This is a genomic window from Pseudomonas sp. CC11G, assembly GCF_056174845.1.
In genome coordinates, this window is record NZ_JBWBZC010000004.1 from 83,564 (window position 1) to 107,351 (window position 23,788).

The 23,788-nt window shown below is 61.7% G+C and carries 20 protein-coding genes, 1 tRNA gene and 1 pseudogene; 11 read left to right on the plus strand and 11 right to left on the minus strand.

Translation table 11 applies throughout. The features are described from left to right. Nucleotides 1-105: 105 nt before the first annotated feature. Nucleotides 106-1,176, plus strand: a complete 1,071-nt coding sequence (locus tag AC0V2S_RS06680) for an extracellular solute-binding protein (RefSeq protein WP_475509060.1) — start codon at nt 106-108, stop codon at nt 1,174-1,176. 139 nt (nt 1,177-1,315) lie between these two features. Here the strand turns inward: AC0V2S_RS06680 and AC0V2S_RS06685 are convergent, their stop codons facing one another. Both AC0V2S_RS06685 and AC0V2S_RS06690 read right to left on the minus strand, forming a co-directional pair. Further along, complete coding sequence (locus AC0V2S_RS06685) at nt 1,316-2,344, minus strand: DUF2955 domain-containing protein (RefSeq protein WP_475509061.1); 1,029 nt, start codon at nt 2,342-2,344, stop codon at nt 1,316-1,318. 9 nt (nt 2,345-2,353) lie between these two features. Beyond that, complete coding sequence (locus AC0V2S_RS06690) at nt 2,354-3,415, minus strand: HlyD family secretion protein (RefSeq protein WP_475509062.1); 1,062 nt, start codon at nt 3,413-3,415, stop codon at nt 2,354-2,356. A 161-nt stretch (nt 3,416-3,576) separates the two neighbouring features. Here AC0V2S_RS06690 and AC0V2S_RS06695 point away from each other — a divergent pair, with 161 nt between their 5' ends. The 3 genes from AC0V2S_RS06695 to AC0V2S_RS06705 all read left to right on the plus strand — a co-directional run bounded on the left by AC0V2S_RS06695 (nt 3,577) and on the right by AC0V2S_RS06705 (nt 5,871). Next, nucleotides 3,577-4,515 (plus strand): LysR family transcriptional regulator, encoded by a 939-nt coding sequence (locus AC0V2S_RS06695; RefSeq protein WP_475509063.1) that lies wholly within the window; start codon nt 3,577-3,579, stop codon nt 4,513-4,515. A gap of 114 nt (nt 4,516-4,629) precedes the next feature. Continuing rightward, nucleotides 4,630-4,818: a hypothetical protein gene (locus AC0V2S_RS06700; protein WP_475509064.1), complete on the plus strand. Its 189-nt coding sequence runs from the start codon at nt 4,630-4,632 to the stop codon at nt 4,816-4,818. Nucleotides 4,819-5,127: 309 nt separating this feature from the next. Further along, nucleotides 5,128-5,871: a hypothetical protein gene (locus AC0V2S_RS06705; protein ID WP_475509065.1), complete on the plus strand. Its 744-nt coding sequence runs from the start codon at nt 5,128-5,130 to the stop codon at nt 5,869-5,871. Between the two features lie 96 nt (nt 5,872-5,967). Here AC0V2S_RS06705 and AC0V2S_RS06710 read toward each other — a convergent pair whose 3' ends face one another. Beyond that, a complete protein-coding gene (locus tag AC0V2S_RS06710) occupies nt 5,968-6,492 on the minus strand; it encodes an Mpo1 family 2-hydroxy fatty acid dioxygenase (RefSeq protein WP_475509066.1) in 525 nt (174 codons plus the stop codon). Between the two features lie 109 nt (nt 6,493-6,601). Here AC0V2S_RS06710 and AC0V2S_RS06715 point away from each other — a divergent pair. Next, nucleotides 6,602-7,293, plus strand: a pseudogene (locus AC0V2S_RS06715) (Crp/Fnr family transcriptional regulator). A 328-nt stretch (nt 7,294-7,621) separates the two neighbouring features. On the opposite strand, the gene AC0V2S_RS06720 reads toward AC0V2S_RS06715, so the two are convergent. Continuing rightward, a complete protein-coding gene (locus AC0V2S_RS06720; RefSeq protein WP_475509067.1) occupies nt 7,622-9,265 on the minus strand; it encodes a methyl-accepting chemotaxis protein in 1,644 nt (547 codons plus the stop codon). A 36-nt stretch (nt 9,266-9,301) separates the two neighbouring features. Beyond that, nucleotides 9,302-10,318, minus strand: a complete 1,017-nt coding sequence (locus tag AC0V2S_RS06725; protein ID WP_475509068.1) for an AraC family transcriptional regulator — start codon at nt 10,316-10,318, stop codon at nt 9,302-9,304. Between the two features lie 98 nt (nt 10,319-10,416). On the opposite strand from AC0V2S_RS06725, the gene AC0V2S_RS06730 reads away from it, so the two are divergent. Together AC0V2S_RS06730 and AC0V2S_RS06735 are read left to right on the plus strand one after the other, a co-directional pair. Further along, on the plus strand, nt 10,417-11,490 hold the full coding sequence (locus AC0V2S_RS06730; RefSeq protein ID WP_475509069.1) for a fatty acid desaturase: 1,074 nt from the start codon (nt 10,417-10,419) through the stop codon (nt 11,488-11,490). A gap of 68 nt (nt 11,491-11,558) precedes the next feature. Further along, the gene (locus AC0V2S_RS06735; protein WP_475509070.1) at nt 11,559-12,263 is read left to right on the plus strand and encodes an NAD(P)H-dependent oxidoreductase; all 705 of its coding nucleotides are present in this window, start codon (nt 11,559-11,561) and stop codon (nt 12,261-12,263) included. 96 nt (nt 12,264-12,359) lie between these two features. On the opposite strand, the gene AC0V2S_RS06740 is transcribed toward AC0V2S_RS06735, so the two are convergent. The 3 genes from AC0V2S_RS06740 to gabD form a co-directional block, all read right to left on the minus strand. Next, nucleotides 12,360-13,616 carry an HDOD domain-containing protein gene (locus tag AC0V2S_RS06740; protein WP_475509071.1) on the minus strand — a complete coding sequence of 419 codons (1,257 nt, stop codon included), beginning with the start codon at nt 13,614-13,616 and terminating at the stop codon, nt 12,360-12,362. Nucleotides 13,617-13,743: 127 nt separating this feature from the next. Further along, entirely contained in the window at nt 13,744-15,024 is a 1,281-nt protein-coding gene (gene gabT / locus AC0V2S_RS06745) for a 4-aminobutyrate--2-oxoglutarate transaminase (protein ID WP_475509072.1), read from the minus strand. Between the two features lie 312 nt (nt 15,025-15,336). Continuing rightward, the gene (gene gabD / locus AC0V2S_RS06750; protein WP_475509073.1) at nt 15,337-16,785 is read right to left on the minus strand and encodes an NADP-dependent succinate-semialdehyde dehydrogenase; all 1,449 of its coding nucleotides are present in this window, start codon (nt 16,783-16,785) and stop codon (nt 15,337-15,339) included. A gap of 375 nt (nt 16,786-17,160) precedes the next feature. Here gabD and AC0V2S_RS06755 point away from each other — a divergent pair. After that, a tRNA-Arg gene (locus tag AC0V2S_RS06755) sits at nt 17,161-17,237 on the plus strand. A 94-nt stretch (nt 17,238-17,331) separates the two neighbouring features. On the opposite strand, the gene AC0V2S_RS06760 is transcribed toward AC0V2S_RS06755, so the two are convergent. The 3 genes from AC0V2S_RS06760 to AC0V2S_RS06770 all read right to left on the minus strand — a co-directional run bounded on the left by AC0V2S_RS06760 (nt 17,332) and on the right by AC0V2S_RS06770 (nt 20,835). Beyond that, nucleotides 17,332-18,687, minus strand: coding sequence for a chloride channel protein (locus AC0V2S_RS06760; RefSeq protein ID WP_475509074.1), 1,356 nt, complete (start codon nt 18,685-18,687; stop codon nt 17,332-17,334). A 64-nt stretch (nt 18,688-18,751) separates the two neighbouring features. Further along, entirely contained in the window at nt 18,752-19,906 is a 1,155-nt protein-coding gene (locus AC0V2S_RS06765; RefSeq protein ID WP_475509075.1) for a Fic family protein, read from the minus strand. 326 nt (nt 19,907-20,232) lie between these two features. Then, the gene (locus tag AC0V2S_RS06770; RefSeq protein WP_475509076.1) at nt 20,233-20,835 is read right to left on the minus strand and encodes a TetR/AcrR family transcriptional regulator; all 603 of its coding nucleotides are present in this window, start codon (nt 20,833-20,835) and stop codon (nt 20,233-20,235) included. 130 nt (nt 20,836-20,965) lie between these two features. Between AC0V2S_RS06770 and AC0V2S_RS06775 the strand changes: the two genes are divergently transcribed. From AC0V2S_RS06775 to AC0V2S_RS06785, 3 genes are read left to right on the plus strand one after another with little or no spacing between them, the layout of a single operon-like run. Then, the gene (locus tag AC0V2S_RS06775) at nt 20,966-22,198 is read left to right on the plus strand and encodes a serine hydrolase domain-containing protein (RefSeq protein ID WP_475509077.1); all 1,233 of its coding nucleotides are present in this window, start codon (nt 20,966-20,968) and stop codon (nt 22,196-22,198) included. Between the two features lie 20 nt (nt 22,199-22,218). Further along, nucleotides 22,219-23,322 carry a polyamine ABC transporter substrate-binding protein gene (locus AC0V2S_RS06780; RefSeq protein ID WP_475509078.1) on the plus strand — a complete coding sequence of 368 codons (1,104 nt, stop codon included), beginning with the start codon at nt 22,219-22,221 and terminating at the stop codon, nt 23,320-23,322. After that, the gene (locus AC0V2S_RS06785) at nt 23,315-23,776 is read left to right on the plus strand and encodes a DUF3237 domain-containing protein (RefSeq protein ID WP_475509079.1); all 462 of its coding nucleotides are present in this window, start codon (nt 23,315-23,317) and stop codon (nt 23,774-23,776) included. The genes AC0V2S_RS06780 and AC0V2S_RS06785 overlap by 8 nt, the downstream gene beginning before the upstream one ends. The last annotated feature ends 12 nt before the right edge of the window (nt 23,777-23,788 follow it).

Genomic DNA, 23,788 nt, shown 5'->3' on the forward strand with positions numbered 1-23,788 from the left:
GACATGTCGCGGCTCGCTCAGTTGTAAAGGATTTGAGCGATAACTCCATTCGCCGCAGCCGTTGCTGCGGCCCATGCTGTGAACCGACATCTAAGGAAAGTCGACATGCCCCGTTTCTTAGCCGCACTGCTGTTTGCTGGCTCATCCCTTCTTGTCACATGCGCGAGCGCCCAGGCCGACGAGCTGGTGGTCTACAACTGGAACGACTACATCGCCCCGCAAGTGCTGGCCGACTTCGAAAAAGAAACCGGCATCCATATCGACTACCACACCTACAGCACCGCTGAAGAACTGGAAAAAGCCCTGGCCAGCGGCGAGTCCATCGACGTGGCCGTGCCCTCCCATGACACCCTGCCAGCGCTGATCAAAGCCGGGCGCCTGCAACCGTTGGACATGACCCGCCTGCCCAACCGCTCGCACCTGGACAAACAGCTGCTGAGCAAGCTAAACGCCGTCGACCCGCAGAACCTCTACGCCATTCCCTACCTGTGGGGCGCCGTCGGCCTGGCCATCAACGTGCCGCTGGCCGAGAAAGCCTTTGGCGGGCCATTGCCCAATAGCTGGAGCCTGCTGTTCGACCCGGTGCAAAGCGCCAAGCTGGCCACGTGCGGGATCAGCGTGCTGGATGCGCCGGATGAAGTGATGTCGGTGGCCATGAACTACATGGGCCGCAGCCTGGCCCACAGCCCGTCCACCCAGATCAAGCAGGGCGGCAGCATGCTCGATGCCGTGCGCCACAACGTGCGATACGTGGACAGCGAGCGTTATATCGACGACCTGAAAACCGGCAAGCTGTGCATGTCGCTGGCTTGGGTGGGTGATGCCTTAGGCGCTGCGGCGGCGGGGCAGAACGTGCACTTTGTGGTGCCGGATGAAGGCTCGGTGCTGTTTATCGACAACCTGGTGATCCCCAGCAGCGCGCGCCGCGCCGACCTCGCGCACCGCTTTATCGACTACCTGATGCAGCCGAAAGTGGCCGCGCAGATCACCACCGAAACGCTGTACCCGAGCGGCAACGCCGACGCCCGCGAATTCCTCGACCCCACCTTGCGTGACCAACCGGGCCTGTACCCGGACCGCGCCACCAAGCGCCGCCTGGCGGCCCTGGAAGTGCTGCCGGAGAAAACTTCGGCGATCAAGGATCAGGTGTGGGGCAAGTTTCGCGACGGGAGCTGATGGGTTCACGCCACACCACCTTCATCCCAGCGCAGGCTGGGATCCAGAACGTTGTGACGAACACCGTGCTCCTTGAGACTCTGGATCCCTGCCTTCGCAGGGATGACGGATGTTCGTTTTGCGATCGAACTCCCCCGCCCTACCGCTCATGACTCCTATGCCGAATCGCGGCAAAGCGGTTGAAGAAGCGGTGCAACGCAAACACCGCCAGCAAGGTGATAAACACCGACGCACACACCGAGCTGAGCCGATACGCCAGGCTGAACATCATGTCCTGGCTCGGCGTCAGGTACTGACCGAACACGATGGCAATCGTGGTCAGCGCGCCAAAGCCCACCCCTTGGGCCCCTTCACGGGCGTGGATGCGCGCGCAGCAAAACGTGGCAATCCAATACAGCAGCGTCACCAGCGGCAGCACGTCGTAGTGGTCGTACAGCACCAGTTGCAACACCAACCCGACCGCACAGCCCAATAACGTGCCCAGCGCGCGAATGCGCCCGGCAAAGCGAATGCCGGTCCAGTGCATGGGAAATAGCACAAGGATCGAGGCGATCTGCGCCGACAGTGAATCGCGCAAATCGAAGGTCTGAAACAGCATGAACGATAGCGTGGCAATGCACGCACCGAGCAGCGCTTCATGCCGTTGGCTGGGCAAGTCTTTAACCGCAGGCGTGGGGGCTGGCCGCGGCTCGGCATCGGGGAACACAAAAAACATCAGCCAGGCGATCAACACCGTTTGCACCGCGGCCACCACATTGCTGGTCACCAGGTCATAAAGGTGCGTGTCGGGGTAGCTGGCAAAGTGCAGCAGCATCGACAGAAACACACAGCCCAGCGCGCCGAACATAAAGAGCGGCCCCTGCGCCATCAGGCGGAAACGCCAGAAGAACGAGGCGAACACCAGCGGCACGATCAGCAACGGCCGGTCGCCGAACAGGCCGTAAATCAGCAGCACTTCCAGGCAGGCCAAAAAGGCTTGGGCGAGAAACTGGCGAATCACGTGCGCGTTGATCACCGGCGTCAGCCCCAGCAGCAACATCGGGTACACGGCGAAAAACGAGCCGTTGTCCCAATCCATCAACTTGCAGATAAACAACCCCAGCGTGCCGCCCGTGGCGATGCGCAGGCATTGGCGCAGGCCATTGTCAGTGAGAGCGGGCAGGCTCATGGCGAGGGCCTAGTAGATGTAGTGCAGCAGGCTGATCAGACGGATCTGCACCCGGCCGAAAAACGCGGCCAGTGGTGCGTCGTGCGGGTACAGCTGCACCGTCGCTTTCGCACCGCTGGGCAAGGGCTGCGGCAATGCGTGGGTCAGTGCGACATGCAGGCGTTGGCGTTGCGCGTCGCGTACCCAGCGGTCGGAGGTGGCGGGGGCGGCGAGGTCGCCGTTGGCTTCCAGCTGGCCTTCTTTCACGCCGGCATCGATGGCGCTGACCGTCGCTGAAAATACCTGGCCGGGCAATCCGTCGAACACCACCGAGGCGGGGTCTTGCAGGCCCACATAGCGCAGGGCTTTTTCGCGGAAGTCAGCGCTGATATCCGCCTCGTCGGCAACCAATGCTGCCACTGCACTGCCGGCCGCCACATAGGCGCCTGTGGATAACTGCAGGTTGCTCAGGGTGCCGCTACGCTCGGCGCGCACTTCGCTGTAGGCCAGTTGCAGCTTGGCTTGCTCCAACGCATTGCGGGCCAGACGCAGGGCCAGGTTGCCGCTGCCCGGCTCGCCCCGCTCCACCAGCAACTCGCGGATCCGCGCGTTGGCCGACGCCACCTTGGCCTGGGCCGTCGCGGTTTGCGAGGTGGTTTGTTCATAGAGCTGGCGCGACACATGCTGGGTGGCGAGCAGTTTTTCCAGCCGCGCGCCTTCGCGCTGCAACTCGCTGGCGGTGGCCATGGCGGCCTGATGGTCGGCGCGGGCGGCGGCCAGGGCCGCGTCCAATTGCTGGTTGTTCTGCTCAGCCTGCTCCTGCGCCAGCTCCGCGGCATGCACGGCCAGGCGGAACGGCTCGGGGTCAAGGCGAAACAACAGTTGCCCGGCTTGCACATGGGCGTTGTTGCCCACGGCAATCTCCAGCACCTGGCCGCTCACCCGTGGCGCAATGCGCAGTACCGGGCGCGTCAGCTGGGCCTGCGGGGTGATGGGCATCCACAGGTCGGCGGCGAGAAAATAACCAAACAACAGCACGAAGGCCGCAATGGCGACCCGCACGCGGCGAGCAAAGCGCTGCTCCGCAGTCATGCGCACCTCTGAAAAACGCTGGGGTTAAAGGAGAAAGAACCGGCATCGGCGAAGCCGAGCGGTGACAGCTCAGGGCAGGCAGTATATTTTGCCGCCAAAGCCAGATAATCAGCGGCTTTGGTGAAGCAGCGTTACGCTGGGCGCAATAGTTGGGAGACGTGATGGACACCTTACAAAGCATGCGCGTGTTCGCCCGGGTGATCGACGCCGGTAGCTTTACCGCCGCGGCTCAGGCGCTGGGCCTGTCCACGGCGCAGGTCTCGCGGCTGGTCTCGGAGCTTGAGCAACAGCTCGAGGCGCGCTTGCTGCACCGCACCACCCGCCGCCTGGCCCTGACCGAAACCGGCGAACGCTATTTGCAGCGCTGCCGGCAGATTCTCAGCGAGGTGGACGAAGCCGCCGCCGAAGCCCGTGGCGCGCACCTGATACCCAGCGGTCGTCTGCGGGTGCACACCATGACCGGCCTGGGCCTGCAGCACATTACTCAGCTGGTGGCCCGCTACACCGAGCGTTATCCACAGGTGGTGGTCGACCTCACCCTGTCGCAACGTAACCCCGACCCCATCGAAGACGGCCACGACGTCATCATCGCCTTCGCCCGCGAGCTGCCCGACTCCCAGCTCGTGGCGCAAAACCTCGGCCCCATGTACAGCGTGCTGTGCGCCGCGCCGGCCTACCTGGAAAAGCACGGCACACCGCAAGGCCCGGCCGACCTCCGCCAGCACCGCTACCTGCGCCTGCTCGACCCGCTGTATGTGGATAACTGGCTACTCGACGATGCGAACGGCAGCTACGAAGTGCTGCCCACCGAAGCGTTTCAGGTAAATATTGCCGAGTCGCTGGCCAAGGCGGCGCAGGCCGGTATGGGCTTTTGCCTGCTGCCTTCGTTTGTGGCCTGCCCCTCCTTGCTGGACGGCAGCCTGGTGCGCCTGCTGCCGCAATACCGCCTACGCGAGCGCAATATTTACGCGCTGTACCCGTCGCGGCGGTTTCTGGATGCCAAGATCAAAACCTGGGTGGAATTTCTCAAGGCCGAGTTGCCGCCATTGTTCGCCCAGGACGAGGCCATTCTGGATAACCCGGCGCATTGGGCACCCTGAACGACTGTTGCATTCCAGGTAACAGCTCATCTCCAAAAGTGCGGTTTTTCTCCGTTTCCTGCCTCATTACACTGGCCATCGTTTCCATTGATGAGCCCGTATGAGGATCACACTATGCAACGCACTTTGATTTTTACTGCCCTGTTCGCCACCAGTTCGCTGTTTTTCGCCCAAGTTAGCCAGGCTGAAGAGTCGCCTGCGTTTGTTGCGCGCAATGCTGCAATCGCCCAGCACCAGCAAGAGGCCCAATCCCAAGCAGTTGCCGCACAAAAGGCGACCGAGAAGGCCGCGCAAGACAGCTGATTTCTCCCCCGTGCAGTTCTCCTGACGTTGATGGCGGTAGCTCCTCAGTCAACGTTACTTCCCGACCGCTCCGCCTTTGGTTGAGCGGTTTTTTTTCGCCTGTTTTTGGCCCCAATCATCCTTGCCGAGGTCGCGGCAGCCGAGGCTTGGCGCGATCAGTAGCACTTTCGGCCCATGGCATCGGTAAAAAACGACCACTCGGTCACGTAACGCCGCATAAATCACTCTTTGGGGCTAATTTCCATTGGGCGGCCGTGCAGTACCCTACGGCGCGGGGAAGAACACAAAAATAATAAGGAGCACCTCGGTATGCGTTGTACGTCCATGCTTCATATCGTGCTCGGCTGCGTGCTGGCCGGACTCGCCACACTCTCGCCAGCGGCCGTGCAGGCCCAGACGCCACAGGAACAAATGCAGGTGCAGGCCTGCCGCGCGGTGGGCAGCCTGCTGCTGTACCGCGGTGAAGGCTTTCAGGCCAGCTACGCCGAACGAGTCGACAGCGATATCGCTGCGTTGGCCGCCGCCGTACAAAGCGCCCCCCAGGCCAGCGCCGAACTACGTGCCGCGCAGCAGATTCTTGTTACCCAGATAAAACGCGGTGTTTCCTTCGGCCCCAACGAGGAAGACGTGCCGTGGGGTTACCAGAAAGAACTGAGCAAAGCCCTGCGCGATTTCCTGATCAGCGCCCATGGCCTGGGCGTGGCCACGCCGGTGGATGAACTGCCGGTGAAGCTGGAGTACTTGTCGGTGCAGTACCTGTTCCGCTCCTACGTCGGCAGCCTGGAACTGGCGCGCGAGCACGCCGACCAGTACATCGGTCAGGACGAGCGTTTGTTGGTGCCGGAAATCGATGGGGAGATGAACGCGTTGCCGGAGTCAGACCCGGCGGTGAAGAAGAAACTGGATACCCGTTGGGGCTACCTGCGCGTGGCGCTGGCGGATATGAACAGCGGCGTGACGGCGATGACCAGCCTGTCGGGCCGACCCTTCGCGCCCACCATCGTCGACCGCCATGCGCGGGCGATGAGTGAGCAGTTGATGAGTTCGAACTGATACCGCTATCGAGGCTAAAGCCTCTCCCACAGGGGACAGTGTTCAACTGTGGGAGAGGCTTCAGCCTCGATTCCCGGAAAAGATGATCGCGCTGAATTACACCAACGCGTCTTTCCCGCGAATGTGCGTCGGGCCGGCGCGCTCTTCGATAGCCACGCGCACGTCATCGCGAATGCCCACCAGAAACAGCAACTCGACCACCACGAACAGCGGGCCGACGATCAGGCCGACCAGGTCATCGACAAACGCCGGCTTGCGGCCTTCGTAGTAATGGCCAACGAACTGGATGATCCAGCCCACCACAAACAGGCCAACGCCGGCGCTGAGCCAGACCATGGTGCCCTGTGCAGCCAGGTTGGCGCCGCCCCACAGGCTCAGGCCGAGCAAGGCGCTCATCAGCAGACCAAGGCGCAGGTCCAGACGCAGGTAGAACACGGCGGAGGCCAACGCACACAGCGTGGCCGGCGACAGCCAAAAGCCGAGCGCGCTGAAACCTGGGCGGGACAACAGCACGGTTACCGCGAAGGCAATCATCGGCACGCCAATGAAGTGGGTGAAGATATTGCGCCGGTCACGGTGGTAGGTGGCGTACTGAGCAAGGTGGTCGATCAGGGTTTTCATCTTATGTCCTCGGAGGCTGCCTCTATTCGGGCTGGATGAATCATGCAGGTTGGGTAAGCTGCAACTCTGTCAGGTAGCTGACAAATCCTCTACCGCCCACGGAAACATCATGGACCATTCTCTGCCGTATCTCCCACTGCTGCGCACCGGCCATTGGTTCAGCTCCTTGCCGCCGGCACTGCAGGACGAGTTGCTGAATGTGGCGGCGGTGCGTCGCCTGCAAGCGGGCGAGCGGCTGTTCAATCGCGGCGATCAACCGTGCGGGCTGTATGCCGTGGTGGAAGGCGCCATGCGCGTGGGCGCAGTCAGCATAAACGGCAAGGAAGCGCTGCTGACGCTGGTGGAGCCGCCCTACTGGTTTGGCGAGATCTCGCTGTTCGACGGCCAGCCGCGCACCCATGACGCGTTTGCCGAAGGCCCGACCGTGCTGCTGCATGTGCCGCAACAGGCGCTGACCGCGCTGCTGAAGCGTGAGCCGGCGTACTGGCGCGACTTTGCCTGCTGATGAGCCAGAAACTGCGCTTGGCATTTATCGCCCTGGAACAGATCAGCCTGCTGCCCGCCGCCCCGCGCCTGGCGCAGCGGCTGCTGATGATTGCCGACAACTACGGCGAGGGCGACCCACGTCGGGTGCTGCACCTGGCGCAGGAACAGCTGGCGCTGATGCTCGCCATTTCCCGGCAGACCACCAACCAGATTCTCAAAGACCTGCAGGCCCAGGGCATCGTGCGTTTGACCTATGGGGAGATTGAGATTGTGGATATGCAGCGGTTGCGTGAGATGGCGCAGGCTGGCGCATAACTCAGCCTTAACTCCGTCATCCCCGCGCAGGCAGGGATCCAGAATCTCGCGCCGGCCGCAGCACTTCGCTCCATCCAGAAATCTGGGTCCCCGCCTGCGCGGGGACGACGGTGGGTTGGATGAAGCAAAGTGCTGTGGGGAGATTGAGATTGTGGATATCGAGCGGTTGCGGGACGTGGCGGAGGCTGGCGCATAACTCAGCCTTAACTCCGTCATCCCCGCGCAGGCGGGGATCCAGAATCTCGCGCCGGCCGCAGCACTTCGCTCCATTCAGAAATCTGGGTCCCCACCTACGCGGGGATGACGGTGGGTTGGATGAAACACACCGTCACGCCTGCGGCCGATAACCCAACCGCAATCCACCCCAATGCCGGCCCTGCACCGTAATCGGCACCGACAGGTCATGCATCAACTCACCCGTGTCGCGGCTATAGGTTTGCAACAACAGCGCCTGCTGGTGGCTGCCGCAGCGAATGCCAGTGGGGTCGTTGAACAGGCGTTTGCTGCGGCTTTTCAGCGTATCCACCGCCCGGTCGCCGGTTTGCGCATGGTTAAACGCGCGGTTATGTGTCGGCACATAGCCTTCCGGAGTGCTAGCGATGGCAAACACCAGGCCTTCGTGACGCGCCAATAGCGGCTCCTGAATCGTCGGCAACACCTGATCGGCATAGGCATCGAAGCGCGTGCGGTATTTGGCCGGGAAGCTATTGGCGATGGGCTCGTACTTGCGGTCGAACAGGTCGCTGAGGCTCACTCGCCCAGCTTCAATATCGGCCTCGAAGTGCGCGCCGATGGCCGCCGCACCTTCACGCGCCAGGTCGTAGATACGTTGGTGGTAGTCATCCAGCCCCACGGCCGCCAATTGCTCGCTGACGCTTTCCGCCTGGCCTACCAGCCGCTGCGCCGCCTGCGCCAACTCACGGGTTTGCGCCTCGCTGCCGTGCACGTCGCTGCGCAGTTGCTCCAGCGCGACAAACAAGGCCGCCAATTGCTGGTGATTGCTTTCAGTGCCGCGGGTGATAAATGCCACCTGGCTTTCCACATCGCTGGCCAGTTCGGTAATGCCGAGCAAATGGCCGCCACTGGCTTCTACCTGCGCCGCCGCCTGATCCAGCTCAGTCGCCTGCTGCTGGATATGGCTGACCACCGCACTGCTCTGCTGACGGATATCGGTGACGATCTGCGCCACCTCTTCCGTTGCCTCGGCGGTGCGCCCGGCGAGCTTGCGCACTTCGTCTGCCACCACGGCAAAACCACGGCCCTGATCACCGGCGCGGGCGGCTTCGATGGCGGCGTTCAGCGCCAGCAGATTGGTCTGGCTGGCGATGGACTGAATCACCTGGGTGACTTGCTGGATCTGTTCGGTGCGGCTGCTCAAGCCATCCATCAACTCGCGGCTGTCGGCGGCCTGCACGCTCAATTGCTGCATGCGCACGATGGCCTGTTGCAGCGCCTGCTGCCCCTCATCGCTGCGCTCGCGCACGGCGTGGGCGGCGCTCAGAGTTTGCTCGGCGCGGTGGGCGCTGGCTTCTTCGGTGGTGGTCATGGCCTGGGCGCCGACGCTGACCTGCTCCACGACTTGCAATTGCGACTGCAGCTTGTCGGCCATGCGCTGCACGCCAAAGGCCACCTGCGCGGCGGCCAACGCGTTATGGCAGGTGCTGCGCGACAAGTTCTGGCTGAGTGCGTTGAAGGCCGGTTGCTGTGCTGGGGTAGCGGACTGCTCGGTCGGCGTTTCCCACGGGCCTAGCCACGGCCACAGCGCCAGCAACAGGTACGCGGGAAGGCTGAGGTACAGCGGCAGCTGCATCTGCTGGTACACCACCATCAACACGGTCAGGCCAACGGCATGCAGCAGGCAAGCCCAGGGACGGCGGGAGTAGGCAGGACGCATGGGCAAACCTCTTGTTCTTATGGGTGCTTGGCCTGGGGGTACGCAAAGCCTCTCCCAGCGCGTATTCGAGCATGTCATCGGCCGCGCTGCCAGTACGCTTTAGTCCTAAGTCACCTATCCCTTGGTCAGCACACTGTCGCGGTATTGGCTGGGCGCTACTCCGGTCCAGCGTTTGAACGCGCGGCTAAAGCTGCTGCTGTCGGCAAAGCCCAGCAGGTAGGCGATTTCGCTGATGGAGCAGTGCGGGTCGCGCATATGTTGCAGGGCCAGGTTCTGGCGGGTTTCGCTGAGCAGGTTTTCGTAGCTGCAGCCTTCGTCCGCCAGGTGGCGCTGCAAGCTGCGCAGGCTCAGGTGCAGGCTGCTGGCGATTCGTTCGGCCGAGGGTTCGCCATTGGGCAGCTGGCTTTCCAGGCAGGTGCACACGCGGCGGCGCCAGGTGAGCGGGTGCAGTTGTTCGAGGGTGCGCTTGAGCACGGTTTCGTTGTGCTCGGCCAGTTCCTGATTGCCGTCTTCGAGCGTGCTGTCGAACGCCTCGCGGGGGAATTGCAGCAGGTCTTGCGCGGCGCCGAAATGCACCGGCGCACGCAAGGCGTCATGCCATGGGCTGGGGTCGGCTGGTGCGGGGCGCCGTAAAAAAACCGCCAGCGGCGCGAAGTCGCGACCCAGCCGATTGCGGCAGGTGCGCACGTAAATGGCGATAAATGCATCCACCGCTTCCAGCGCCGGCGCCGGGCTGCCCACCGGCACCTTCAGGTAAAACTCGTAGCGGTCCGGCAGGGTTTTCAGTTCCAGACTCAGGGCGTCGCTGACCACCTGGTGATAGCGCACGATGCGCTCGAACACCTCACGCAGGCTGCTGCTGGCCACCAGCGCATAACCCAGCGCATGAAAGCTGGTGGGGCTGACGTACTGCGAGGTTTTCAGGCCCAACGCCGGGTCGCCGCTGGCCTCCACCGCCAGGTGCCACAAACGGGTGGTCGCCGACAGCGGATAGCGCGCATTGGGGTGTTCCATCAGCGCCGGGTCGAGGCCGGCTTGCTGGCATAGCTGCGCGCTGTCCAGGCCCAGTGCGTCGAGCTGCTTGCGCAGGGCACGGGTCCAGCTGGCGAGGGAAGTGGGTTCAGCAGTCATGCAGATTGGCGCATCCGGTCAACAGGTTGGCGTTCGAGGTCAGGCCGACGAGCGCCCGGCCCGGCACAGTAGCCTCACGTTAAATAGAGGATGTAAGCATGTCCCACTCTCCTGCAAGCCCCGTGAGCCAGAATGCGCAACAACGCGCAGCGCATATTCGCGAAGTGGTGATGGCGCACGGCGTCGAACTGCGCCAGCGTTTCCCGATTCTCAAGCACCAGGACGCCCTCGGCGCCGGCATCCTCGCCTTCGCCCTGCTCGGCATGATCGGCAGCGCCGCGTTGTACATCGAAGGCTATATGGCCTGGTGGGCGTGCCTGCTGCTTAACGCGTTCTTTGCCTCGCTCACCCACGAGCTGGAACATGACCTGATCCACTCGATGTACTTCCGCAAAAAACGCGTGCCGCACAACCTGATGATGGCGCTGGTGTGGCTGGCCCGCCCGAGCACCATCAACCCGTGGGTACGTCGCCACCTGCACCTCAATCACCACAAGGTGTCTGGCACCGAAACCGATATGGAAGAACGCGCCATCACCAACGGCGAGCCGTGGGGCATCGCGCGCTTGCTGATGGTGGGCGACAACATGATGTCCTCGTTTATCCGCTTTCTGCGCGCCAAGACCTGGAGCCACAAGTGGATGATCGTCACCCGCACCCTGAAGGTTTACTCGCCACTGGGCCTGATGAACTGGGGCACCTGGTATGTGTTCCTCGGCTTTCATATCAGCACCTTCGTCGCCACCTTGCTGGGCTCGCCGATTGAATGGTCGGCTACCACCCTGGACGTGATGCATGTGGTGAACATTGCCGTGGTGGTGCTGGTCGGCCCCAACGTGCTGCGCACCTTTAGCCTGCACTTCGTCAGCTCCAACATGCACTACTACGGCGACATCGAGCCGGGTAACGTGATCCAGCAATGCCAGGTGCTCAACCCGGTGTGGCTGTGGCCGCTGCAGGCGTTCTGCTTCAACTTCGGCAGCAGCCATGCGATCCACCATTTCGTGGTCAAAGAGCCCTTTTATATCCGTCAGCTCACCGTGCCATTTGCCCACAAGGTGATGCGTGAAGCCGGCGTGCGGTTCAACGACTTCGGCACCTTTGCTCGTGCCAACCGTTGGACCCGCACCGAAGAAAAGAAAGCGGCGCCACAGCAAACGCAAACGGCCTGATCGGTTTTTGCCCTGACCTCCAGCGGCGCTTCGGCGCCGTTTTTTCGTCTCCGTTACAAGGCTTATCCATGAACGTTTTTATCGTCCACGCGCACCCCGAACCGCAGTCGTTCTGCACCGCCATGAAAGACCTGGCCGTCACCACCTTCGAGGCCGCCGGCCATAACGTGCAGGTGTCCGACCTTTACGCCATGAACTGGAACCCGATCGCCAGCGCCGCGGACTTTGGCGTTCGCAGCAACCCGGACTACCTGGTGTACGCCCTGGAACAACGCCACGCCCATGGCCAAGGCGCGCTGGCCGCCGACATCAGCACCGAGCTGGAAAAACTGCTGGCGGCCGACCTGGTGATCTTCAACTTCCCGATTTTCTGGTGCTCGGTGCCGGCCATTCTCAAAGGCTGGATCGACCGCGTGCTGGTGTCCGGCGTGTGCTACGGCGGCCTGCGCTTCTATGACAAAGGCGGGCTGGCCGGCAAGAAAGCCATGCTCAGTTTCACCCTCGGCGCGCAGCCGCACATGTTTGCCGATGAGGCGGCGATTCACGGGGAGCTGAATCTGATGCTGCGTCACGTGCAGCGCGGCACATTGGCCTATGCCGGGCTTAGCGTGCTACCGCCATTTGCGGCGTATCACGTGCCCTATATCGACAACGAGGCACGCACCGCCATGCTCGCCGATTACCGCGAGCAGTTGGTGCAAGTGGAGGACGTGGAGCCGCTGCGCTTTCCGAAGATGGCGGAATTTGATCGGCAGTTGAATCCGTTGGGTTGATGCTGATCGAGGTTTGCAGGAGATCGAGGCTGAAGCCTCTCCCACGAAGCAACGCAGTACTTTGTGGGAGCGGCTTCAGCCTCGATGATTTTGACCTTATGGCGTGGAGGCGTGCGCCTCCTGCTCCTGCGGTAATTCCTTCACCACCCGCGCCGGCAGCATGCTTTGCAGCTTGTGCTCGTTAACATTCAACTGCTGCGCCGCCTTGCTGGCGGCCAGCGCTTTCAGCGGTTCATCGTCCGGCCAGCGGGCCATTTGCGCCGCCAGGTTGAGCACCATCGATTCACGGCCATACACGCCGGTGAGCTGATACGTGGCGGCGATCAACTCGCGCAGCTCCAACGGCAACCGCCAACGGGTGCGCAATGCCGAGCCAAAGCCGGCGCCGAATTTGCGCAGGGCTTTGACGATGGCGTCGTCCTCCAGCGTGCCGCCGGCGTGCAGCCAGTTTTGCAGGCAGCGCAGCAGCGCCAGGTCGCCGATGCTGTGCAGCAGGCCGGCGCAGTAGCAGCGTTCGGCGTCGATGCCCTGTTCGCTGGCCAGTAACCGCGCGTAGTCCGCGGTGCGTTGTGACAAGCCCCAGAAATGCTCGCCCTGCGCCGCCAGCCGCGAATCGGTGAGACTGGTGCCGCGCTGCAAGGCCATGCCCATCACCAGGTTGACGCTGTGCGCGACACCCAAACGAGGCAGCGCCTGCCCCAGGGTCTGGCAAGGGCGCCCCATGTGCTGGGCAGCGCTGTTGGCGGCGGCGATCAGGCGCGCGGTAATTTGCGGGTCGCGGCCAAATTTCTGTTCGAGCTTGCCAAGGTCCAGCTCCGCCGCATTGAGCACCATGCTCAGGGCGTCTTTGACCTCGTCCAGCAATGGCGCGCCTTCAGACTCGTTGCGCAGCCCTTCCAGAAACGCGTCGAGGCTCTGCCCCTCGGCAAGGCTGGGCAGTTCGCAAAACACCTCCTGCCCCGGCGCCAGCAACAGGTCGCGCAAGCGCTGTTGCAGCTTGTCCATATTGAACGGATGCACCAGGTACATGGTGGGCGCCAACGGCAGCACTTCGCGCACGCTGGCGCTGTCGGTGCGGTCGGTCATCAGAATGAAGGGCAGCGGCGGTTTGCGCTGCAGGCGACGAACGTCGGCGAGGAAATCCAGGCCGTTGAGGCCCGGAAGCGCCCACTCGGCAATGATCAAATCCGGCAGGCGTTTTTTACACGCGTCCAGCGCGCTGCTGCCATCGGCGAACTGCAGCACCTGCGCGTCGCAACGGACATTACCCAGCAGTTGCCCCAGCAACTCCCGAGTCCATGGGTCTTGCGCCGCGATCAGAATGCGCGGCGCGGCTTTGGAATCCTGGCTCATTAAGCTCCTCCGTCTGACAACAACCTTAGCCAACCTCTGGCCGGCAAGCCAACACGCCATTGGTGGGATTGCCGAGGCAAAAAAAGACCCGCCGAAGCGGGTCTCAAACTTGCCGAGCTGGTGAGCCCTAGGCGAGTTCGTCGAAGCACTCAGCGACAATGGCCAGGCCTTTGTCTAGTTGCGCCTCAGGAATGGTAACCGGCATCAGGAAGCGGATGACGTTGTAGTAGGTGCCGCACGACAGCAGGATCAGGCCTTTTTCGCGGGCGCGAACGACGATCTTGCTAACCAGCTCAGCCGCCGGCTTGTGGGTGTCGCCGCCTTCGAACAGCTCGATGGCGATCATCGAGCCCAGGCCACGCACGTCACCAATCACCTTGTGCTTGGCTTGAATGTCGCGCAGGCCAGCCTTCAGGCGTTCGCCCAAGGCTTGCGAGCGTTCCAGCAGTTTTTCTTCGTCGAACACTTTCAACACGGCCAGGGCCGCGGCGCAGGCGATCGGGCTACCGGCGTAGGTGCCGCCCAGGCCGCCCGGAGCGATGGCGTCCATGATTTCGGCTTTACCGCTGACGCCGGAAATCGGGAAACCGCCGCCAACCGATTTGGCGAAAGTGGTCAGGTCCGGGATCACGCCCAACTGCTCGGTGGCGAAGAAAGTGCCGGTACGGCCAGCGCCGGTTTGCACTTCGTCGGCGATCAACAGAATTCCGTGCTGGTCGCACAGGGCGCGCAGACGCTGCATAAAGGCTTTGGAGTTGGTGTAGAAACCACCTTCGCCCTGCACCGGCTCGATGATGATGGCGGCGATGTCCGACGGCTGTGCGTCGTTCTTGAAGATGCGCTCGATGCTGGCGATGGACTCGTCTTCGCTCACACCGTGCAGCTCACACGGCGACTGGGCGCGGTACACACCGGCAGGCATCAGGCCCATGCCAGCGGAGTACGGCACCACTTTACCGGTGAGGCTCAGGGTCATCATGGTGCGGCCGTGGTACGCGCCGGTGAAAGCAATCACGCCGACGCGGCCAGTAGCAGCACGGGCGATTTTCACGGCGTTTTCGACGGCTTCGGAACCGGAAGTCACCAGCAGGGTTTTCTTGGCGAAGTCGCCCGGTACGCGCTTGGCGATTTCTTCGCACAGCTCGACATAGGGTTCATAGGCCAGCACCTGGAAGCAAGTGTGCGACAGCTTGGTCAGTTGCTCTTGCACCGCGGCAACCACTTTCGGGTGCAGGTGACCGGTGTTGAGCACGGCGATACCGCCGGCAAAGTCGATGAACTCACGGCCTTCGACGTCCCACACGGTGGCGTTCTCGGCGCGCTCGGCGAAAATCGGGTGAATCTGGCCCACACCGCGCGGTACGGCGGCCATGCGGCGTTGCATCAGGGATTCGTTAGTCTTGCTCATGGTGCAGTCCTCATTCGCCGCTCATCGGGCGGCGCAGCTCAAGGATGAACGCAACCGGGGAAAGGCGCGTGCAGCATTCGATGATCGACTGCCACGCCCTGCCGGTTGCTCAGGTTCTTTATTACGGTGCTGCATGCCCGGGTGGGCCGGCTCGTTGGTTCCACCCCGGGGTACTACAAAACATATTTCTTGTAGAGCGTAGCGAGCGAAGGTCAGGCAAGGCGGCGGGGTCGGAAAAAAGCGGAGTTGGCTGTAGCCAATGAGCATTTTTTACGACCCCGCCAACGCAGCATGACCGAAGCGCAGTAGCTCCTACACGCCCAAGCAGAGATATTTGATTTCTAGGTAGTCTTCGATGCCGTATTTGGAACCTTCACGGCCAAGACCGGAGGCCTTGATACCACCAAACGGCGCGACTTCGTTGGAGATCAGACCGGTGTTGATACCCACCATGCCGTATTCCAGCGCTTCGGCGACACGGAACACACGGCCCAGGTCGCGGGCGTAGAAGTACGAAGCCAGACCGAACTCGGTGTCGTTCGCCTGGGCGATAACATCGGCTTCGTCTTTAAAGCGGAACAGCGGCGCCAGCGGGCCGAAGGTTTCTTCTTTGGCCACGGCGGCGTTTTTCGGAACGTCGACCAGAATGGTCGGTTCGAAGAAGCTGCCACCCAGGCTGTGGGCCTTGCCGCCGAAGACGATTTTGGCGCCTTTGCTCAGGGCGTCGGCGATGTGCTCTTCAACTTTGGCCACAGCCTTGTTGTCGATCAGCGGGCCGGTGGTGGTGCCGTCTTCAAGACCGTTGCCGATTTTGAGCTTGGCCACGGCCACTTTCAGTTTTTCCACAAACGCGTCGTACACGCTGTCTTGAATGTACAGACGGTTGGCGCAGACGCAGGTCTGGCCGTTGTTGCGGTATTTGGAGATCAGCGCGCCTTCTACGGCGGCGTCCAGATCAGCATCGTCGAACACGATAAACGGCGCGTTGCCGCCCAGTTCCAGCGACACTTTCTTGATGTCGTGGGCGCATTCAGCCATCAGCTGACGACCGATTTCGGTCGAGCCGGTGAACGACAGTTTGCGCACGATTGGGTTGCTGGTCAGCTCGCTGCCGATGTCGCCGGCGCTACCGGTTACCACGCTGAACACGCCTTTCGGAATGCCGGCGCGCTCGGCCAGTACGGCGAGGGCCAAAGCGGAGTACGGCGTTTGGCTGGCAGGCTTGAGCACCATGGTGCAACCGGCGGCCAGAGCTGGGCCGGCTTTACGGGTGATCATCGCGGCCGGGAAGTTCCACGGGGTGATGGCAGCGGTAACACCGATGGGCTGCTTGAGCACCAGCAGGCGTTTGTCCGGCTGGTGGCCCGGAATCACGTCGCCATACACGCGCTTGGCTTCTTCAGCGAACCACTCCAGGAAGGAGGCGGCGTATGCGATTTCGCCTTTGGCTTCGGCCAATGGCTTGCCCTGCTCGAGGGTCATCAGGCGACCGAGGTCGTCTTGGTTTTCAATCATCAACTCAAACCAGCGACGCAGCTTGTTCGCGCGCTCTTTGGCCGTCAGCGAACGCCAGCCCGGCAGGGCTTTATCAGCGGCTTCGATGGCACGTTTGGTTTCAGCGCCGCCCATTTTCGGCACGGTGCCGAGAATCTCGTTGGTGGCCGGGTTGTTGACCTTGATGGTCTGGCCGCTGTCTGCGTCTACCCACGCGCCGTCGATAAAGGCTTGCTGGCGAAACAATTGAGCGTCTTTGAGTTGCATAGCCGTCTCCTTTAGCCCGCCGCCTTGGCGCCAGGCAAAATTGTTGTAAGCCGCCGCAGCGGTTCAGGGCGGCAGCGAAGAATAGTGGATGACACGTGGAACGGATTGAGCGCTGATGACGGGCTTTTGGAACAGCAACGGATCGCAGGGTTCGGTCTGTGGCTGTGAGCGTCGAGGGCGTTTGAAATCTCAAACGAATCCTAGGGTCGTCACCGCTAAAGGGCAATAGGATGTTCGAAAAAATGTACGAAAAACCTTAAAAGCTGGTGGTTTTTTGATCAATCGTGAGCAGGTACTACTACTTTCGTTTGATAAAGCGAACAAAACGCCCGCCATGGACGCCTGCGAGCGACATGCGTATCATGGCGCCGCGCTGCACCAGTAGCTCAGCTGGATAGAGTACTGCCCTCCGAAGGCAGGGGTCGTGGGTTCGAATCCCGCCTGGTGCACCAACTAAATGAGAAAGCCCCAGGTGGAAGCCTGGGGCTTTTTTTGTGGGTGCAAGGATCAGCGTACCGGCGAATATCGCCTGCGCCGATATTCGCCCTACCCCCGCGGCCCAACCTTATCCAGCACCTGCTTCGCCAATGCGTGATACAGCGACACCGGCGAAATCCACCCGGAAATGGCGCTGCTCAGCAGCGTGGTCGCCAGCAGCGGAATCGCCAGGTCCGGGCTGTGGGACAGCTCTAGCGTAATCACCGTCGCAGTCAGAGGCGCGCGGGTGACGCCGGCCAGGTAGCCGCCCATGCCCAGCAGCGCACAGGTTTGCGGGTTGAAGTTGGGGAGCCAGCTCAGCCACGGCGAGATGCCGGCGCCCACGGCTAGCGATGGAGAGAACAAGCCGCCTGGAATGCCGGCCAGGTACGAGGCGATATTGGCAACGAATTTCCAGAATACAAAGTCGCTGCCGGTTACTGGCTGGCCATCGAGAATGGCTCGGGTTTCTTCATAGCCGGTGCCAAATACATGCCCGCCAGACAACAACCCCACCACCGCCAACACCACGCCGCACACAGCGGCAAACCGCACGGGAAAGCGATTGCGCACCGCGCACAGGCGGCCCAGCAGGCCTTTGTCGGTGGGCAATATCAGGCGCACATACAGGCCGCCAAGAATGCCGGTAACGAGCGCGCAGGCCGGCACTTCGCTCCATCCCCAGCCCCACGCCAAGTGGCTGCCCAGCTCGCCAAAGTAGGTATACGGACCCAACAACCCCAGGGTGACAATGCCGCCAATCAGTACGGCAGTCAGCACCAGACCGTTGAAGCGCTGCTCAAAGGTGTGGCTCAACTCTTCGATGGCGAACACCACGCCTGCCAGTGGTGTATTGAAGGCGGCGGCAATACCGGCCGCGCCGCCGGCCAGGATCAAGCCCGCGACCGTGCGCCGGCCGTGCAGACCCAGACGCCGGCCGAAGGCATACATCACCGCCGCGCCAATATGTACCGTCGGCCCTTCACGTCCTACCGAGCCGCCGACCAATAACGCCACCACGGTAAACAGCATCTTCACCCCGGCAATCGGCAGCGCCAGCACCCGTTGGCGAAAGCTGTGCACCGGGTGCTCGAGCGCGGCAATCACCTGGGGAATGCCGCTGCCCTTGGCTTCGCTGAACCAGCGCTGAGTCAGCCAGGCCAGCAAGGCAAACCCCGCTGGCGTCACCAGCAACGGCGCCCAGGGCGCGATGCTGGTCATGTGCTGAAAGAGGGCAAAGGCTTTGTCCGCCAGCCAGGCAAACGCCAACGCGGCCAATCCCACCAAGAGCGCGCCCAGCCAGAACGCTAGGCGCTGACGCCACTCACGCGCACGTTGGCGCCATAGGCGGCGACGTGTGTGTTCCTGGCGACGGAGCGCGAGGTTGGAGGGTTGTTCAGAGTTGGAGTCGGGCAAGGGGGTCATGCAGTGGCCTTGGTGGGCGAAGCATGGGGTAAGCCTAGGAACAATTCCGGGGTCGCTCCAGCGCCTACGGATTATCCAACGGATCAGGAATGAAACCCTGGTCACGGAGCGCTTTGATCACGCCGCGAATCAGAAAGTTGTTGGAAAAGCCGATGGTGTACTGGCGGGCTCCTGAAGCGATGGGCAAGAGCATGCCCTGGTCCACCAGTTTGCGGATTTGATACGTGCGCTGCCCAGCAGTTAGCTTTGGTAAAACGGCGGCGATATCGCCGGACTTCACCACCTTGGCTTCGATAGCAGCCCCCAGCACCAACCGCTCGGCGTCCGTGATCCACTCCCGTTCCCGGGCCATGGTTACGGCCGGACCGAGAATGTGTTTGGTCAGGTAGTCGTAGTGCGTCAGCCTGTCTACCTTCTCCAGTTCCACTCGAATGCCGTCGAGGACGTAGGTACACCAGGCCTCTAACCCGACATGGGTGCCTTGGTCGGCGGTCGCCAACATGGCGTAGTAACGCTCGCGGTCATTGCAAAAAACTGCAGTAGGGTTGAGTACCCGACCACCCGTGGTGACATTGAAACCGTACTTGATCAACAGCGCATAAGTGAGCAGCCGTACAACGCGACCATTGCCATTGCTGAATGGGTGGATCCAGCCGAATCGATGATGAGCCAGGGCGACCTTCATCAAGTCGTACTTGGGCGGGTCCTTCTTATTTACGAAGGCGACCAGCTCCTCCATGTAGCCGGGAACCATCACGGCTTCGGGTGGCAGATGCTCAGATTGGGCGATGCGCACCCCAGCAGTCCGATAGGCGCCCGGCGTTCGATCACCCTCTCGCTCCAACCCTTGCACAGCAATGCTGTGTAGCTCGCGAATGGTTCGCTCGGTCAATGGTTCGCCAGGGGCCATCACGGTCTCAACGAAATCCATAGCTTTTTCGATATTGGCAACTTCGCGCAGCTGGTCCGTGGCCTCGGCCCCGCCTGCAACTTTGCTGTCGATGTAGTCGGCCAATGTCGTGTGGTTTCCTTCGATGCGGGCAGAACCGAGACTTTCCAAGGCATGGAATAGCGATTTCAACTGGAAGAAAACCGAAGGCGGCGTATCACCTTCAAGACGCAATCGACGAAGTTGCTCAAGCTCCATCAACACATCAGCCAGCCCCGAATCGAAAGACGGATTCAGCAGCTGCAGCGGGTGATGAAAAAACTCAGCCATCTTTAATTATCTCGAAAGGGCTTTGAGGTTATCTTAAAAAAAATAGCATGAGCCCTCTGATTATAAGGGCTATAGCGAAATTACCGAAAACCAACATCTTAAAAACCTAGTTAAGCTAAGTTAAAAGAACAAAGGGGGGAAGTGGAAACTTCCGGGTTTTCAGTCTCCATTTCCTTGCTCCGCCCGTCACCCAACAAAAAAAGCCGCCCACACCCCTCAACCACGACGCTCACAAATCATGGCCAGCAGGCTGGGCGGCAAAAAAACGCCTCTCGCGTGGCGTTCTACAGGCGGCTTGCACGGGGAGCGCAAGCCGCCAGAGGTGGTCAGGGTTTCAACCCGTCGAACAGGGTCTGGGTCAGTTGGCGGATGCGCTGGGCGTGGCCGTCGAAGTCGGGCACATCGGCTTGCACCAGGCGCATAAACAGCATGGAGCTGTAGTCGTTGAGGAAGTAGGCGACAAAATCCACGTCCACCGTCGTGCTGAGCATCTCCCGGCTTTGTAACTCGCGCAGCAGGTTGGCGATTTCGCCCACCAGGCCGGCGTTGAGGTTGGACACCTGCTCGGGCGGCGCGGTGATCATGCTCAGCGGCAGCAGCTCGCGCCAGATGGCCGGCGGCAGCACTTTGAGTTCGTGGCGCACGATCAGCGATTCGAGGTGGCACATGGCGTCCACGGCATTATCGAAGTCGGGAATCTGCGAGCGCGCGTCGATGATGGCCTGCTTGTCGGCATGCTCCACGAGGGCCAGGAGAATCTCCTGTTTGTTGCCGAAGTAGTTGAACACCGTGGGCGTCGACACCCCGGCCTGCACCGCGATCTGCTCCACGGTGGTGGCGGCGAAACCCTGAGTCTCAAAAAGCCCCAGCGCAGCGGTGACAATCGCCTCCCTGCGCGCTTCCTTTTGCCGTTGCCGTAGACCACTCACGCCACGCCCTCCCAGGGCACCTTGATAGGCTGCCGATTCTAGATAAATTTAGACTTCAGTCAATTCTTTTAGTTGACTATAACTTTTTATATGAATAAAACATGTCATCGCCAACGACGAGACATGCCCCATGAACAGCGAGTTCGCCCAGGCCCTGCTGGGCGCGTATGAAGCCGGTGCCGAGCCTTCCCCTCCGTTGATGCAGGGCTTTCCGCCGCCTGCCGAGCAGCGGGTTACTTGGCATAACTTTATGAGCCCGCCGCACAACCGCTGGGCTTTTCATAATCTGGGGCGCATTCGCCCGAGTATCAGCGTGGAGCGCGGCGCCAAGCCCAGCGCGCCCCTGGCCATCGCGGCCAAACGCCTGAACGATTTCAGCTTTGAAAGCGCCGCCGGAAAATCCATCACCCTGCAACACCACCTGGCGGCCAGCTGCACCGATGGCTGGCTGGTGATGAAGAACGGCGCGGTGATGCAGGAGAGCTATTTCAATGGCCACCAGCCGCACAAGCGCCACATCATGTTTTCCGTCACCAAATCGCTGATTGGCGTACTGGCCGAAGCCATGGTCGGCAGCGGCCAATTGCGTGAAGCCGCGCTGGCCAGCGACTACGTTCCGGAGCTCACCGGCAGCGCCTTTGGTGATGCCACCGTGCGCCAGCTGCTCGATATGGCGGTGGCCATCGACTACGACGAGGTCTACGACGACCCGCTCTCCGGCAGCTCGCAATTCGGTTATGCCTGCGGCCTTACCGTGCCGCCACCCGGCATCCACGCCAGCCAGTCGCTGTACGAATACCTGCCGGCCACCCGCAAAAAAGGCGAGCACGGCGGCTTCTTCCATTACGTCACCGCCACCACCGAGGCCCTGGCCTGGGTGATGGAACGCGCCAGCGGGCGCAGTTGTGCCGAGCACTTGCGTGAGGTGTGGCAAGGCCTGGGTTGTGAGCGCGATGGCTTTTTTGTTGCCGACCCCTGGGGCCGCAACGTCGCCGGTGCCGGTTTTAACGCCACGCTGCGCGATATGGCGCGCTTCGGTTCGCTGCTCTTGGCCAAGGGTCAGGCGCAGGGCGTGCAGCTGATTCCGGCGGCGGCCATCGAGTCGGTGCTGCAAGGCGGCGACCCGGCCATTTATGCGGCCAACGAAAACTTCGCCCAGTGGAGCCCCGGCGCCACCTACAAGAGCCAATGGTATGTGTACCCCAACGAAGCACTGCTGGCGGTGGGCATCCATGGGCAGATTCTGTATATCGATTTCAACCACCAGGTGGTCATCGTCAAACAGTCCTCGCTACCGATTGCCGAGAGCGTGCTGGATGTCGATACCCTGCGTCTGATCCGTTCCCTGGCCCAGGCGCTCTGAGCCGGCCTTTAGGAGTTGCCATGAAACACGTATTCAAACGCTGTGTGCTCGGGCTGATGATCAGTGGCGCCACCGTGGCCGCCCATGCCGAACAGATTGGCGGCGAGCTGCGCATTTACAACTGGATCGAGTACCTGCCCAACGATGTGCTGCAAGACTTCAAGGCGCAGACCGGCATCAATGTCGTGTACGACGTCTTCGACAGCCCGCAAACCCTGGAGGCCAAACTGCTCACCGGTTCGGCCGGTTACGACGTGGCCTTTCCCAGCAGCAGCCAGGTGCCCAACCTGATCGGCGCCAAGGCACTGCAACCGCTGGACCGCCAGCACCTGCCGCACTTCAACCAGCTCGACCCGGCCTTTATGGCCCAGCGCGAACAGCTCGACCCCGGCAACCGCTACGCCGTGCCATACCTGTGGGGCAGCACGCTGATTGGCTACAACAAGGCCAAGGTGGAAGCCGTGCTGGGCAAAGACGTCGATATGCGCGACTACGATTTGCTCTTCAAGCCCGAGAACATCAAGAAGCTCAGCCAATGCGGCGTAGCCATTCTCGACAGCCCGGACGAAGTGGTGCCCATCGCCCTGCACTACCTCGGCCTGAACCCCAGTAGCGACAAAGCGGAAGACTTTGCCAAGGCCGAAGCCTTGATCAAATCCATTCGTCCGTACGTGCGTTATTTTAACTCGGCCAAGTATCCGCAAGACCTCGCCAACGGCGATATCTGCGTGGCCCTGGGTTGGTCCGGCGGCATGCTGGCGGCGCGCAATATGGCCCTGGCGGCCAACAACGGCATCGACATTCGCATGGCCCTGCCGCGTCAGGGCACGCTGCAATGGTCTGACGATATGGTCATTCCCAAAAGCGCAAAAAACATCAAACAGGCCCATGCCTTTATCGACTACCTGCTGCAGCCGGAAGTGATCGCGCGCATCACCAATCAGATCGGTTATCCCAACCCCAACCCGGCCAGCACCCCGCTGATCAACCCCGAGTTGATGACCGAGAAAAACCTGTTTGTGCCCGAGGCTGATCGCCATCTGCTGTTCCAGATCGAGCCGCCGAAGATGGCCGCACAGCGTTTGCTCACGCGCCTGTGGAACCGGATTCGCTCCGATGCCTGAACCGGCCCTGCACCTGGCGATGTACCTGACCGTAAAAATCGGCCCCGGCATTGACCGTGGCCGCACCGACCAGGGCCTGCGTATCGATTACCCGATTCTGGGTGGTCGTTTCGCCGGCCCCGGCCTGGCGGGGGAAGTACCGGCTGGCGGCGCTGATTTCTACCTGGAACGCGACGACGGCACTGGCGTGCTCGACGCCCACTACCACCTGCACTGCGACGACGGCACGGTGATTGGCGTGCGTAACCGTGGCTTGCTTACGCTGACTGAAGAAGGCGAACGGCTGGCACAAAGTCAGTGGCCGGTGCCCGAACGGGAATACCGCTGCCGCTGCGCGCCGCGCTTTACCACCAATAACCCGCGTTATGCCTGGCTGATGCAGCACCTGTTTATTGGCAAGGTTAGTTACCCGAGTGACGACAGCGTGTGCATCGAGTTTTATCGGGTGGATTGAGTGGTTCGATTG